Here is a 15329-nt window from a genome sequence, read left to right on the forward strand (position 1 = left end):
GACGTTCCCCCTTGTCTCTTTTGGTTACTCCGGCACTGTGTTTCGCCTTAGCTGCCAATAGCGCACCGAGGACTTCTGAATCTGTTCCAGTGCGGCGGCAGCTTGCGTCCGTCCTCCAATCATATCCTCAATCACTTTAAGGAATAAACGGTTCACCTCAGGTGACAGCTTGTTATCGTATGGCAGAAACGTACTCGTGGATTCCTCCATCAATTCCGTGACCTGGGCAAACACCGGCCCGGTTTTGTTTGAATCATAGGCAATCTTCATCGAAGGAACGCGGAGCCCTTCATACACCAGCCGTGTCTGCACCTCTGGGGTATAGAACATGCCCAGCAGTTCCAAAGCCGCTTGCTTTTTTGACTCATCCAAATCCGATGACAGCCCGATGCCAATCGTATATCCGCCTGCCAAGGACCGTTCTTCGCCAGGAAGAAGGGACGGAAAGGGAATGACGCCTACCTCATTCTGAAAATCCGGATGATCCTCATTCCGGAACAGCGTGATATCCCAGCTGCCGTTCAGATACATCGCTGCCTTCCCTTCGGTGAACTGGGCTATCGCTTCTTCCGTGGAAATTTCATTTGCGTTCGGACTGAACGCTTCTGCGTTGATCCACGACTCCAGCTGCTCAAACGCCTCCAAATACGACTCATGCACAAAGCTGACCTGATCCTCTCCTTCAACCAGCCGGTCAATCAGCTCCGGGCCCGCGTACCGATCCATGAAATAATGCGCAAAAATCCCTGCCGGCCAGCGGTCTTCGTTCCCAAGCGCAAAGGGAATGATATCGTTCTCGCGAAGCTTCCGAATCACCTCAATCAGCTCATCCAGCGTCTTCGGAGGCTCCAGGTCCAGCTGCCGGAATAAAGCCCGATTATAATAGATCGGCTCCGCGTGTCCCTCAAAAGGCAGGCCGTAAATCCGATTGTTGAAGGTCCAATGGTGCAGATCCTTGAATTGCTCTTTCAGACCGGTATCCTGCAAAAAATCCGTTAAATCCATCAGCCGGTTGGATCTTGCATAGGGCACGATCTCGGCTCCGCCGAATAGGACAAACATATCCGGCGGCGTACCGGTGACCATCTCGCTCTTCAGCTTTTGTTCCCGGTGAATCGTTTGATCGATGCTTTCAAAGTTCACCTTTACATTTGGATGCGCTTTCTCATACGTGCGAACAATGCTCTCGAATATGGCCAGCACCGGTCTGTCATGCTCCTTGTTCCAGAAATGCCGAAACGTCAGCGTAATTTTCTCGGGCTGTTCCTCCCGGGCCGGTCCCTGACTCTGCACCGTAACCCACGCGACAGACAGCGCCAACAGAGTGGCATATCCGACAATCCAGCCCCAATTCCAAAACCATCTCACTCTGCAGCACCCCCTGTCATGTCAGTATTTTCGGTATTCGGATTCGTATCAAGGAGCCGTAACCGGGCGAGGAACAGATCATCAATCCGTAACGGCTGCCAAACCGGATCCGCAGCCTTTCATGTACATTCTTCAGACCGACTCCGTTCTCGCGATACTTCTTTAGTTGTCCCGGGTCCGTATTCCATAGCTTGATCAGCGTTTCCGGATCAAAGCCCGGACCGTTGTCCTCTACATCGATCACGATATCCTCGCCGTCCTCGGACACCCTGATTGAGATCAATCCGCTTTCCTCCATCGGCTCAATCCCGTGATATAAAGCGTTCTCAACAATCGGCTGAATAATCAGCTTTTGTGTAACGTAGTGCCTCAGTTCATTCGGAAGCTCAATGCCGTAATCGAATTTTTCCTCAAATCGGAATTTCTGTATCCGCATATAATGCTGGACATGTTCCAGCTCCATGCTAACCGGTATGAGCTCATGATGCTCGCTGATGCTGATGCGAAGCAGCTTACCAAGGGAGACCACCATCTTGCTGATATCCTTGTTTCCCTGAAGTACGGCCATCGAATTAATCGATTCCAGTGAATTGTATATAAAATGCGGATTGATCTGAGCGACCAGCGCCTGCATCTCCGCTTCCTTTTTCCGTGCTTGTTCCGTCTCGACCTGTCCGATCAGCTCCTGAATCTGCGTGCTCATCCGGTTAAAGCCGTCAATTAACAGATCCGTCTCGTCCTCCGCCACTTTATGCGATGGGATCGGAACGAAGATGCCCTGCTTAACGCGCTTCATCCCGTTCACCGCGCTGATGATGCTGCGCACCATTCTGCGCACAAAAAAACGGTCGAACAGAAATGCCGACACGAGCGAGATCAATCCCAGAATCAAGGCCAGATTACGAATCGAGACCGATTCGGCCGAGATGAGTTTGCTTGGTGTGATGGCGACCAGAAACCATTCTTTATTGTGAGAAGGAGAATACGTGATCAGCGATTTTTCATCTGCATATTGATCGATATAATAGCCTTTTCCATTCGTATAGCTATCCGACAGAAACGGGAATGCCGTCCGCTCCCCGATGTGCCCGCCTGACTTGCTGAACACGATCCGACCCTGCTTGTTGACCAGCAAAATATCTCCCTGCTTCAGCGTTGCCGCCTCCCAGAACACCTGATCGAGCAGATCCGGCTTCACATAAATCACGATCGTTCCGATATCCTCCAGCGAGTAATAATCCTTAATGACTCTGGATTGAATCAAAACGGGAGAACCGGATGCTGCCGAGCCGTTCTCGCCGGGACCGACCCATACGGGGCGCCCTTCCGCCTTCTCCACCGCTTCATACCAGTCCTGCTGCCTCAGCTCCTGAGGCTCCATTCCGCCATTCGTATGATATAGCAATTGGTCGTTCGAATAAAAGGCAAACGACGAAATCATCGGATGATTGATCAAATTGTTGATCTCCTGCCGCTGCTCGTAGGTAACCGCGTATTCCGGCTGCTTCAGCATCTGCTGAACCGACTGCTGGGTGATCGCCGAGTTCGAAATCGTCGTGATTTCATTCAAGGCGAACTTCAGCTTCCGATCCGTTTCCAGAAGCGAGATCCAGTAAAAATCATTCGACTTCTTCTCCATCGCACCCGAAAAGCTGTAATAGGATACCCCGCCCAGCGCGATGACCGGAATGAAGACCAGAAGAATAATAGCCAGCAATATCTTTCGGCGGAGTTTCATGGATCCTTCCTCCCTCCACTCTACTATGTCTATTATTCTTCATGGCAGTCCGCATTCCTTGTAGGACATCACCCCGCATGTTAACTTTTTATCGCGCCTGATGTCAGACCCGCGATGACATAGCGGCTGAACAATAGAAACACAATGAGAAGCGGCAGCGTAGCCGTGAAGGTAGCGGACATGATCATCCCGAAATCAAGGCCGTCCTTATTGGTGAACAATTGCTGCAGCGCAATTTGAATGGTGTAATTTTCTCTATTTTTCAATACGACGAGCGGCCAGAAGAAATCATTCCACACATTCATGAAATTCAGAATTCCCAGTGTAGCCATCGCCGGTGTTACCACAGGAATAGCTATGTTCCAGAAAATCCGGAAATGTCCGCCGCCATCAATCCGCCCCGCTTCGATCAGCTCGGTATGAACGGCGGAAGCGATGTACTGCCGCATCCAGAAGATGCCGAAGGCATTGACCATGGCGGGCACGATCAGCGCTTTGTAGCTGTCGATCCAGTGGAGCTTGGCCATGATGACGTACTGTGGAAGCACGCCCAGTTGGGCAGGCACAAGCATCGTGGCAATGACAAAGACAAACAGCGTCTTCTTCAACGGGAACTCATACTTGGCAAAAGCATAACCCGCCAGCGTACAGAGGAACACAACGGACAAGGTCACGGATGTAGACACAACGACCGAGTTCATCAATGCCCTGAAAAAGTCCGTTCGCTCCAGCACGCGCGCGAAGTTATCCAGAAACTGCGTGCCGGGCGTAAGCAGCGGCGGAATATGAAATGCCGCATCCTTATCATTGGTAGCCACAACAAACATCCAGTAGAACGGGAAGATCGAGACCAGCGCGCCAAGGATCATGAAGAGGTAGAAGAAAAATTTAGCGACAACACCGGGTTCATCCGGTTTTTTTCGGCTTATGGCGACTGTGCTCATGCTTTTTTACCTCCCGTATCTTTACCTTCGCGGCCCAGCATCATATTTAATACCGAGAATAGAATGGTGGCGATAAACAAGAGGACCGCCGTTGCCGCTGCCGTACCGAAAAATCCGTTCTTAAATGCTTCATTATACAGATAAGTGACCATCGTTACCCCTTCCTGACGCGTAGAGCCCGTGCCGGACTGACCAAGGAATACATAAGGCTCCGTAAACAATTGGAGCGCGCCGATCGTTGATACCAAGGTAACAAACAGAATAAATGGCCGAAGAAGCGGCAGCGTGATATAGAGCAGCTGTTGGCCTCTGGTAGCGCCGTCGATTTTGGCCGCTTCATAAATGTCGGTCGGAATGCTCTGCAGCCCCGACAGAAAAATGATGGCGTTATAACCCATCCACCGCCACATAACCATGGTCGATATCGCGATTTTGACTCCCCACCAGCCGGAGTTGAACGGTACGCTTTCCGCACCGAAGGTGTTCAAGAGCCAGTTGACCATCCCGTTGTTGCCGAACATCGTACTGAACACGAGCGTCACGGCAACGATGGAGGTGATGTTCGGCATGAAATACAGAATGCGGAACGCGTTCTTGAATTTGTTCAAGGCCGAGTTGAGCATAACCGCCACAAATAAGGCCACAATCAGCTGCGGCACGGTTCCCATCAAAGCCATAATGAGTGTGTTGCTAAACGCGATCCAGAAGGTCGGGTCGCTTGTAATCAGCTCGTAGTTCTTGAAGCCGACGTATTTCATCGGTCCGAGCGCGTCCCATTTGAAGAAAGACAAATAGATGGTAAAAAGAATCGGATACAGACCAAAAATTGCGAACAATATGAAAAATGGCGATATGAACGTATAAGCCGTAAACCGGCTTCGCACGGTCTCCGTCAACAAGCGCCGCCTTTGCGGCACCGGCTGCGGCGATTCTGCCGTTGCTGTGTCAGCCATGATGCACCTCCAGGTAGGTAAGGATAAATCCGAACCCGAGCGAAGGGCGCTTTATCCCTTCTCGGGTTCGGACGGTTATTGGATATAACGGGCTAGCTGGAATGATCCGTCTGTTTAACCTAGCTGCGATCGACCAGCGTCTTGATTTGCTTCATTGCGCTTTCCCATTCTTTTTGCGGGTCGGCCTTTTTCTCCAGCACGTTTTTGAGCGCGTTCTTGATGATCGTGTCGGTCTGGTCATGAAGCGGTCCGTAGTAAACCGGCTTGATGCGTTCCGCCGATTTGGCATACGCTTCGGAAATCACCTGGCCGCCGAAGAATTCGTCCTTCTCTTCCGTGAACGAAGGCTCGCTGTATACCGCCGGGATGGACGGGAACAAGCCGCTGTCCTTGAACGATTTCAACTGATTCTCCTTGTTAAGCACCCACGAGATAAATTCGTAGGCTTCCTTCGAATGCTTGCCTTCCTTTGGCAGGGTCAGGAACGAACCGCCCCAGTTGCCTGCTCCTTCAGGAAGCTGGGCAATCTGCCATTTGCCTGCGGTGTCCTTCGCATTGCGGATGGTACCGGCAATCCAAGCCGGGCCGAGCATGACGCCAAAGTCGCCGTCGTTGATCGCTTTTTGCCATTCAGGAGACCACAGGATCCAGTTGCCGATCCAGCCTTCCTGAATTCCTTTTACCGTAAAGTCGTAAGCTTTCCTCACTTGCGGGTTCGTATCTCCGATAAAGGAGCCATCCTCTTTGTTGAAGTAGATTTGATCCGGAGATTGGTCGCGCACCCCGTTGTATACCAGGTCCGTCAAGTCGGCGAACGGTTTTCCTGTTTTGCTTGTGAACTCCTTGGCCACGCTGGCGAATTTGTCCCATGAGTCAATCGCTGCGCTAAATCCGTCCGGATCGGTCGGCAGTCCGGCTTGCTCAGCCAGATCCGTACGGTAATAGACGACCGTAGGGCCGATGTCTGTAGGCAGACCGAGTTGGAAGGAGCCGTCAACCGATGTGGCCTGCTTCCATTTCCACTCCAGGTAGTTGCCCTCTAAGTCTTTGGCGCCCAGGTCGTACAGGTTATAGAACTTATCTTGGTTATTGATGAAGCGCTCCATGAAGGCGATTTCCAGCTGAAAAATATCGGGTGCGCCAGAGCCTGCGGACAATGCCGTCGTCAGATTGTTGTGGTGCGCAGTTTGGTCCGACGTATTCTGGAATTTGAATGTAATGTTCGGATGCTCCTTCGTATATTCCTTCGCCAGATCCTCATAGTTGGTCGTTCCCAGCGACCAGAAGGAGAGCTCGATTTTCTCTGTGGACTCGGTTCCTTCTTTCGTATTGTCCGTCTCTTCGTTGCTGCTGCCTCCCCCCGGAGATTCAGCCGTACTGCTTCCGTTACCGCCTCCGCCTCCACATGCGGCCAGCGTGAACACCATGATGATACTCAGGAGCAGCAAGCTCCATGACTTAAACCTTTTCATTGTTCTACCCCTCTTCCATGGAACGTATTTTTCTTCTTTAGTCTAATGAAAGCGGCGCCAAATTTTGAGGTGGTAAACTTTCGAATTTGGGTTGAATTTATTACGATTCAGGTTCGATTATCCAAAAATCGCAAAAAAACCGCATATCGAATGTCGATAGCGGTCTTATGGATTAACATGATGAATCTCTCGCGTTGGATCAGCACTTCGTCAGTCGGATTATTCCTCCGGTTCGTGGACCATTGCTGTGAGTCCCGCTTCCTCCGGAGTCATCCGCTTCTCCATGATCGGTGGTTCGTTCCATCGTTTTCATGTCACGATTTTATATCGTCCATTTTACGATGGAGCCGGCATAGGTCATTCCCCCGCCAAACCCGTAGAGTAGGGCGTGGTCTCCCGCTTTCAGCCGTCCTTCATCCACCGCCAGCTGAAGTGCAAGCGGAATGGAGGCTGCCGACGTATTTCCGCGGTACTCGACGCTGGTTAAGGTGCGGTCCATTGTAAATGGCCCCCGCTCGTTAATCGCTTCAATCATGCGAAGATTGGCGCTATGCGGGACAAACCAATCCACCTCTTCTGCGGTCATGCCCCCTTTGGACAAAAGGCTGCGGACACCGTCCGGAATGTTCCGAATGGCCCACTTATAAATTTCACGGCCATTTTGAACAAGACAGCCGCTCTTTAAATCCATGCCGTCCATTTGCTCCGAGAGGGCTGTTTTATACAGATGGATGCCGCCTTCGCCAAAGGTTCCCGATACGGAAGCTATCACACTTGGGGATTCCTCATCTTTCTCCAACAATACGGCACCGGCGCCATCCCCAAACAATACGCATGTCGTTCGGTCGGTGTAATCCGTAATCTTCGATAACGTCTCTGCACCGATAACCAGAATCTTACGGTAGGCTCCTCCGGATATTAATCCGTCAGCCATCTGGAGTGCATATACAAATCCCGCACAAGCGGCATTCAGATCCAGCGCACCCGTGCTTGCAATGCCCAGCTTCGATTGCACCCGGGAAGCTGTACTGGGAAAAGAATACTCCGGCGTGCTTGTGGCCACAAGAATCATATCGGCATCCCGCACGGTAACGCCGTACCGATCAACCATATCCTCTACAGCCTTTATGGCAAGATCCGACACGTACTCATGCGGGGCAGCAATCCGTCGTTCCCTCATGCCTGTTCGCTGCACAATCCACTCATCACTCGTTTCAACCATCTTCTCTAAATCCGCATTGGATAATATCCGTTCAGGAACATAGGTCCCGATCGCCGTCATTCTTGACTTTGATTGGCTCATCATTCACACCTCCAAGTTTATAACTATTATATCACCAAGTACTAGTACTTGGTACTAATTTATTTTTATAACTGTTCATTACAGCCTTCACCAACTTCACCTACATCTAAACACACAACATCCATTCCACCAAAAAACCTTTATCGCTGGAGCGATAAAGGTTCTCTAATCACGTCTAGAAATATACTTCCTCACCAGCCGACATGGAATAAATGTGAAGGTTGGGATCCGGTGCTTCCTCTGTCAGACAGGCTCGTAACCGGTCCGTTTCTCCTTTGTCTGCATGGACAAGTACGGTATGCAGTGCCGGAACGCCGGTTATCATCAGGCGCACGTCCGCCAGGCCCTGGTGTACCTTATACCTGATTTTCGTGACAGAGCAGGCACCGTACGATTGCGGATGTTGAAGGAGACGATGTCCAAAGGTTCCTTTGGAAACATGACCCGTGAGCAGAACCAGATTCCGGGTATCGCTGGACATCTGGCGATAGTACCACTGCGCAAGATTCGACTGCATCATCCCATCGGTTACGAACCATAGCGATGCCCCGTGTTTCTGGAGCAAGGACTCGCGTTCCGCCTCACTAGCGGGTATGATCCAATCGTTCCGGTTCAGTAATGACTCCAGCTGATCTCTCATTCCCTGATCGGAGTCCTTGCTGCGAAGCCACTCCGAACGGCAAAGCAGTCGCTTCATCCCTTCGATCAGCGGCGGTTCGATCACGATCGGCACATTTCCCCAATTTCTGTATGCCCATAGGATCATTTCCTGACCTCGGCCGGCGGCCGGCACCGGTAATAATATCTTCCCGCCAGTTTGCAGCGTGCTCTCAATCTTTTGTTCCAATTGCTTCAGTTTATCGGCCTGTGAATTAGCGTCGGTTCCGTAAGCCGCATCCACTATAGCCAGATCCAGCAGCATGGAAGAGGGCTTCTCTACCAACGCAGGGCTGTCATCCTCAAGCAGCAGCGATTCGGATGTGTAGTCTCCTGAATAGAAGATCCGTTTTCCTTCAGCCTGTACCAGAAACCAGACAGCCCCCACCATATGGCCGCTTCGTCCCCACATGACCTCTACGCCGGGAAGCCCTTCAAACCATGTCAACTTCTCCGCCTCTTCCTCTAGGTACCGGTAGCGGATCGCAAGCTGATCCTCCTCCATATAAGGGAGCTGCACGCCTGCCCTTGCCGTATACTCCCTCCAGGAGGCAAAGTAGGCCGTTAACTGCGCTGCCGTCTCCCGGGTAGTCCATACCTCCCCTTGATAGCCAAGGCGGTACAGGAGCGGAATCGCCACCGAGTGATCCTCGTGGGCATGCGACAGAAACACGGCATCCAGCTTCGGCACCTGTTCTTGCTGGATCATGGGATAGTCTCCCGATCCTTCCTTCTTGACGCCGCAATCCAGGAGCAAATGAACCTGGCTGCCGCTTAGTAAATAGGCGGAGCGGCCGTGCTCGCCTGCACCGCCCCACACTGTCAGTTTCATCATGATGCATTCCACTTTCTTTTAGAATTCATAGCTTCTACCAGCAGTAACAGCAGCACCGTCATGCCGACGGAGACGACAGCCATCGCCATCCCGAGAGATACCTGTCCCTGCTCAAACTGGGCAAATATATACGTAGCCGATGTCTGCATCGATGGCGGCAGAATGAGCAGTGATCCGACCAGCTCCCGTGACGCAATCGTGAAGGTCATGATCCATCCTGCTAGCATGCCGGGCATAATCAGCGGTAGCAGAATCCGCCGCAGTATAAGCAGAGGCCCCCCTCCAAATACCTGCCCCGCCTGAAACAGAGTACCGTCAATCTGCGTAAAGCTGGCCTTCACGTATTGCACCGTATATGGAAGGAACAGCACGACGTACGTCAGCACGACCATCCCGTAGGTATTGTAGAGCGTAACCGGCATCCATGGCGCATTCCAGAGGAGGATCAAACCGACCACCATTACAATGCCGGGAACCGTATTCGGCAAGAGGCTTAACAGATCAATGACCCGCTGCATCCGTGCCTGGGACTTGCCTATCGTCAGGGCAAAACCGGTACCGAGCAGAACGGCAACCGTAGATGCTGCAAGCGACAGACCCAGACTGTTACCAAGCGCTTTCTGGCTGACCGATCCCCAAGACAGCAATTCCTTGTAATGGGCAAGCGTCAGATTATCCAAGGACAATCCGGCTCCCCGAAGCTTCATCAGGGATGCCGCTATAACAGAAAAATAAGGAATGCCGACAGACAATATCAGCAGCAAACCGATGTATAGAGCGCAGACGGCGCCTTTGCTACCGCGCAGCGAATATCTTTTGGAGCGTTGACCTTTGCCACCGACAAGACGGTAGGTAAACCTCCGGCTGATCGTAGACTGCATGTACCACATCACCAGACAAACCGACAGCAGGACTGACGCCAGCGAGGTCGCTTTACCGAAATCGATGGGCCAGCTTGAAATATATTTGTGGATTTCCGAGGTCATTACATAATAGCCGATGCGGCGACCGAACGTTGCCGGGGTCCCGAATTCCGCAATGGTTTTGACGAACACCAGCATCGCGCCCATGCCGTAAGAGGATAACAGCAGCGGCAGTATGATTCTTCTAAACCGGTATCCTGCGCTTGCGCCATGAACCGCGCCGGCCTCTTCCAGATTACCGCCGATCCGGATCAGAGCGTCCCGCAGCAGCAGGTAGAGAAACGGGAACAAATGCAGACTCATAATCAGCACCATGCCTCCGAAGCTGAAGAAGGAATCGCTCCACCTAGCTGCTCCCGGCACCCACTGCTGCAAATATCCGCCCTTTTGCATAAACAGAATCCAGCCCATCGAACCGATATACGGCGGGGTCATGAACGGAATCATCAAGATCACATCCACCCACCGATGCTGTCCCAACCGGGTTTTGGCCATCATCCAGGCAAGCGGGAGCGCGAGCAGTGTCGATCCTGCCACCACGCATACCCCTAGCCAGATGGATTGCAGCAAAATGCCGGACAGTTCATGACCGGCTATCGTTCGTATCGGCGCCAGCCAATCGAAGTGCTGATCCGGGTATACACTTTGCCAGAAAATAAGCAGCAATGGCACACCAATGCTTATAATAAGAAGAAAAAGGGCGAGAATAACGCCCATTTTTCGTAAAAATCGCTGACTGTCCATGATGACAGGTCTCACTGCGGTTCACCTCACATTGCCTTCCTGTGGTTCGCTCTTATGCACTTACTTGAATACTTCGGAAAAACGTGCCGCCGTCTCATCCCCATGGTCATTCATCCAAGCCCAATCCACTTTAAACACCGGAATATCCTTCAGGTTGGTCCGGCCTTCGGCCTCCACATCCTCACGGCCCGGAATCAGATAGGCATCCGCCACCAGCTTCTGCGCTTCGTCAGACAGCAAGTAGTCGATGAAAGCCTTGGCATTATCCACGTTCGGGCTGGATTTCAAAATCGCAGCCGGTCTCGGACTCACGACGGTTCCTTCTTCCGGATATACAATGTCAAGCGGCTCGCCCTTGGCTTTGGCCGAATACGCCATGTAATCCACACCTGCGGCAACCAAACTCTTGGCACCGGTGATCACCGGGTCCAGCGCTTCCTGGTTTGCTCCTGCCATAGCCGTGCCATTGGCTTTATAATTCTCGAACAGCTCCCAGCCTGCGTCGCCCTTCACACTCAAATAGCCCGTGATAAAATCAAGCGCCGATCCCGACAGCGTCGGATCCGGAATATTGACCGCATCCTTCCACTCCGGCATCCCTAAGTCCGCCCAGCTTTGAGGCGGGGCCGAGACCAGATTGGTGTTGTATACAATCCCGAGCGCCGATGCGCTTGTGCTGAAATAGTTTCCTTCCGCGTCGGACCAATCCTTGTTCAGCTTGTCCGCATTGGCGGCTTCAGGATAAGGCAATGTCAGACCATCCGCCTTGAGCGCCTGTGCGGAAGGGAGGGAGGCCAGAATGACCACATCCGCGACCGGATTCGATTTTTCCGCTTCCATCCGCGCCAAAATTTTGCCCGTTGTGCCTTGGAACATCTCTACCTTCACTCCGGTCTTGGCTTCAAAACCGCTCACGATATTGTCGGCAAGCTTTTGAGGGCCTGCGCTGTAGAGAACGAGCTTGCCTCCGGCTTGGGCACTCCCCGATGCAGATGGCTTGCCTGTATCCTGTGCCGGCTTAGCCGAATCCCCATTCGGCGTACTGCCGCATCCAAACAGACTTAGGCTCATGACGGATGCCAACAACAGCACCGCGCTTTTTTTCCGTAACTTCAATTGACTCATTTCTCCCCAACTCCTTTTAATCTTAGCCTGCAGCAGCAGGCGTGCGTTTTGCTGTATTTTGATGTATGTCTGTATTCTTATCAGGACTTGTTCCTTCACCCATCCGACAAACCTTATGTGGAGACACGTACAGATTTACGCGTTCTCCGACAGGTACCCTCTTGTCCAGGTAAGCGGTCCACTTATCCAAACCATCCACTTGTAAGCCAATTTCGTATCGTTCGCCTACATAGCTCACGCTTAGCACGGTTGCCTGATAGCATACATCCTCCGTGCTTGTCCTGCTCCAGGTCACATGCTCCGGTCTCACCATGGAATGATCCACCGTTAGCCAATTGGACTTGCCGATAAACGAAGCCACAAAGGGATGGCTAGGTGTTTCATATATCATCTCCGGGGTTCCACGCTGCAGGACTTCTCCCTTCCGCATGACCACGATTTCATCCGACATCGACATGGCTTCTACCTGATCGTGTGTGACATAAAGGGCAGTCAGCCCCATATCCTTCACAAGCGACATCATTTCGATCCGCATTTCCTCCCTAAGCACGGCATCCAGCGCGCTCAAAGGCTCATCGAACAGTACCAGTGCCGGACGAATGGCTACTGCTCTGGCAAATGCAACCCGCTGCTGTTGTCCACCGGACAGCTGATGCGGATATCGGTCCTCCATCCCTTCCAAGCGAACCATAGCCAGCGCTTCGGTTACTTTTTTTCTGAGATCCGCCTTAAGCTTGGCCGCTTTTAATCCGAAGGCAACGTTCTCGTATACCGTCATATGCGGCCAGAGGGCAAAATCCTGAAATACCATCCCGAAGCTGCGTTTGTGCGCCGGCACGTCAATCTTTTTGTGTACGGAGTAGATGCACCGGTCTTCCGCATAGATTTCTCCTCCGTCCGGCTGTTCCAGCCCGGCGATCATCCTGAGCAGTGTCGTTTTGCCGCAGCCTGACGGCCCGAGCAATGTGGTGAATTGACCGTGACGCAGTTTTAAATCGGTGGGAAGTAACGCGGGTGTACCCTGAAATGATTTTTGAATGCCCCTGGTTTCAATATCCACTTTCGATCCCAACCTGTCTTCTTAAGCTATTTCCAGTGTAAGGGGTACGTTTAAGCGTTGTATTAGACTAATGTAAACTTGGAATTAACTTTTTGTTTGAATTCTGTTGATACTCATAGATTAAATCTATATAGAGAGCATAAATAAGGAATAATCAAGGGAGAGATACGAATGAATCTGATGAAGCTGCAAATTGTGGAGCTGATCGACCGCCATCATCATATGACCAGCGTGGCAGAAATACTCGGCATCAAGCAGCCCACGGTTACTTTTCATATGAAGTCACTGGAAGAGGAACTACAAGTCCGGCTGTTCGAGTCCCGAAGCGGAAAAACATTTCTCACCGAGGCCGGACAAGCTCTGCTGCATTATGCGGTAAAAATTAACGCGCTTGCCAAGGAGTCGGAGCGTGTCGTCCGCGAATACGACAGCTTATATCGGGGAACGCTGCACATTGGAGCCAGTTATGTCCCTGCCACCTATCTGCTGCCCGCGATATTGAATACCTTTGCCCGTGAGTTTCCCGGCATACGGATATCCTTATCCGTCAAGCCTTCACCGGTTATCCGCGACATGCTGGCACGGCACCAGATTGATCTGGGCATTATTTCATCAGAGCCCTTTACGGGTTCCAGTCTGCAGGCCGAGTCCTTGTGCAAGGATGATCTAACCCTAATATCTTCACCTGACCATCCGCTGGCAAAATCGGATTCGTTGCAGCCCGAGCAGATTATTCGCAGTCCCTTCGCCTTGCATGGAAGTGAATCCAGCACAAGGCAGCTGACCGACCTTTGGCTGGAGCAGCATGGTTTGCATATGCGGAGCCCGGTGGAGCTGGACTCGCTCGAAGCGATCAAGCAACTTGTGTTATTGGGGGACCATATTTCCTTCATGTCACGGATGGCGGTACAGCGGGAGCAGCAAGAAGGTTTACTGCACGTTATGCCGATTCCCGGCCACCGGGCATCCCGGCATATATACAGCGTCCAGAATAAAGACCGACTTCCTTCCGTACAAATTCAGCGTTTTCAAGAGGTCTTGCGCGAAGTGGGCATACAATTGGAGCAGGTCCTGTGATAAAAGGGAGTTTATGCTGTAAGTCAGATGGATAGATTAACAAAAAATGTATGCCGGCATTCAATAATTCTATACATATTTGATACATTCGCCATCCCCCGTTAACAACTCACAATTATTCAGCGTTTAAAGTAAGCTGTGTATCTAAATCCAGCTTATGGGAGTGATTATATTGAGAAGATGGAAACAGCTGACGTTGTCTTTCGTGGTAGGTTTTGCGGCTCTAGGAAGTGGATTCACCGGACTCCACGAAACGGAGGTTTCAGCCGCCGCCAATGCCGTGTCTTCGTATGAAGTGAAGTTCCTTGCCAAACCCGAAACCGTGCTGGAATCCAGCGGAAGCCTGCGGAGCGAAGTCATTCAAGCATTCGGACTGGCCTCTGTTCCTCAAGCAATCGGTGTAGCTTATTATGATACGGACAACCTGGAGCTGAATGCCGAAGGCTGGGACGTCCGTTTTCGCAAAAAAGAGGACAAGGATAACTACGAGCTTACCTATAAGAAACGGTATCCCATCGTGAATGGAGATATCAACGCAGCGCTCAGCTTGGCAAACCAGGAAGGCTTTGATGCTTCGGATGACAATTACGAGGCCGAGATTGATTGGGGCTACGGCAAACAAACGCTTAGTTTCTCCAATACCAAGAAGGTAAGTACGAATACAACCGGCCCAGCGCTCCCATCCGAACAAGACGCCTTGGCTTTGCTGCTGGACAAACTCCCAGGTAAGCTCAATAAATGGTCCTCCCCGAATTGGGGTCAACAAAAACTCTCACAGTCCCGCATCCATGGACCGCTGACGTTCCACCGCTATGAAGGATCATGGAATGGCCAAAAAATGAGCCTCGAGGTTTGGCCTATTCGTAATGCAGACGGCACAGGAACCGAGAATCTGATCGAAATCTCTTTTAAAACGTCCGATGTCTCGGTAGCCTCCCAGCTCCGATCGGAGCTAATGGACACGCTGGAGTCTAATGATTGGCTTCTTCCCATGGACGGCTTGAAGACACAGCTGATCTTGGAAAGATATTAAGATAGAGAAAAGAAGGGCGCCCCATAGCGGGCGCCCTTCTTTCTGATGCTTCATGATTCCTTTTCACGTGTGTTCCTATGGGTATAAACAAAAAAGA

At 51.6% G+C, this 15329-nt stretch carries 12 protein-coding genes; 2 read left to right on the top strand and 10 right to left on the bottom strand.

Features of this window, described 5'->3' with window-relative positions:
- Positions 1-24: 24 nt before the first annotated feature.
- The 10 genes from PLA01S_RS03430 to PLA01S_RS03475 form a co-directional block, all read right to left on the bottom strand.
- Positions 25-1368: an ABC transporter substrate-binding protein gene (locus PLA01S_RS03430; RefSeq protein WP_127590057.1), complete on the bottom strand. Its 1344-nt coding sequence runs from the start codon at positions 1366-1368 to the stop codon at positions 25-27.
- Positions 1369-1384: 16 nt separating this feature from the next.
- Entirely contained in the window at positions 1385-3106 is a 1722-nt protein-coding gene (locus PLA01S_RS03435) for a sensor histidine kinase (protein ID WP_127590058.1), read from the bottom strand.
- Positions 3107-3186: 80 nt separating this feature from the next.
- Complete coding sequence (locus tag PLA01S_RS03440) at positions 3187-4050, bottom strand: carbohydrate ABC transporter permease (protein WP_127590059.1); 864 nt, start codon at positions 4048-4050, stop codon at positions 3187-3189.
- Positions 4047-5003 carry a carbohydrate ABC transporter permease gene (locus PLA01S_RS03445; RefSeq protein ID WP_127590060.1) on the bottom strand — a complete coding sequence of 319 codons (957 nt, stop codon included), beginning with the start codon at positions 5001-5003 and terminating at the stop codon, positions 4047-4049. The genes PLA01S_RS03440 and PLA01S_RS03445 overlap by 4 nt, the downstream gene beginning before the upstream one ends.
- A gap of 119 nt (positions 5004-5122) precedes the next feature.
- Positions 5123-6475 carry an ABC transporter substrate-binding protein gene (locus PLA01S_RS03450; RefSeq protein WP_127590061.1) on the bottom strand — a complete coding sequence of 451 codons (1353 nt, stop codon included), beginning with the start codon at positions 6473-6475 and terminating at the stop codon, positions 5123-5125.
- 322 nt (positions 6476-6797) lie between these two features.
- Positions 6798-7778: a ketoacyl-ACP synthase III gene (locus PLA01S_RS03455; RefSeq protein WP_174819178.1), complete on the bottom strand. Its 981-nt coding sequence runs from the start codon at positions 7776-7778 to the stop codon at positions 6798-6800.
- 175 nt (positions 7779-7953) lie between these two features.
- Positions 7954-9270, bottom strand: a complete 1317-nt coding sequence (locus PLA01S_RS03460; protein ID WP_127590063.1) for an MBL fold metallo-hydrolase — start codon at positions 9268-9270, stop codon at positions 7954-7956.
- Positions 9267-10910: an ABC transporter permease gene (locus PLA01S_RS03465; RefSeq protein WP_371860381.1), complete on the bottom strand. Its 1644-nt coding sequence runs from the start codon at positions 10908-10910 to the stop codon at positions 9267-9269. Before PLA01S_RS03465 ends, PLA01S_RS03460 begins: the two co-directional genes overlap by 4 nt.
- Positions 10911-10997: 87 nt before the next feature.
- Entirely contained in the window at positions 10998-12062 is a 1065-nt protein-coding gene (locus PLA01S_RS03470; protein WP_127590064.1) for an ABC transporter substrate-binding protein, read from the bottom strand.
- 22 nt (positions 12063-12084) lie between these two features.
- Positions 12085-13122 carry an ABC transporter ATP-binding protein gene (locus tag PLA01S_RS03475; protein WP_127590065.1) on the bottom strand — a complete coding sequence of 346 codons (1038 nt, stop codon included), beginning with the start codon at positions 13120-13122 and terminating at the stop codon, positions 12085-12087.
- A 171-nt stretch (positions 13123-13293) separates the two neighbouring features.
- Here PLA01S_RS03475 and PLA01S_RS03480 point away from each other — a divergent pair, with 171 nt between their 5' ends.
- Complete coding sequence (locus PLA01S_RS03480; RefSeq protein ID WP_174819179.1) at positions 13294-14199, top strand: LysR family transcriptional regulator; 906 nt, start codon at positions 13294-13296, stop codon at positions 14197-14199.
- A 157-nt stretch (positions 14200-14356) separates the two neighbouring features.
- Entirely contained in the window at positions 14357-15232 is an 876-nt protein-coding gene (locus tag PLA01S_RS03485) for a hypothetical protein (RefSeq protein ID WP_127590067.1), read from the top strand.
- Positions 15233-15329: the final 97 nt, after the last annotated feature.

It is taken from the genome of Paenibacillus lautus NBRC 15380, from assembly GCF_004000945.1.
Taxonomy (GTDB): domain Bacteria; phylum Bacillota; class Bacilli; order Paenibacillales; family Paenibacillaceae; genus Paenibacillus_AQ; species Paenibacillus_AQ lautus.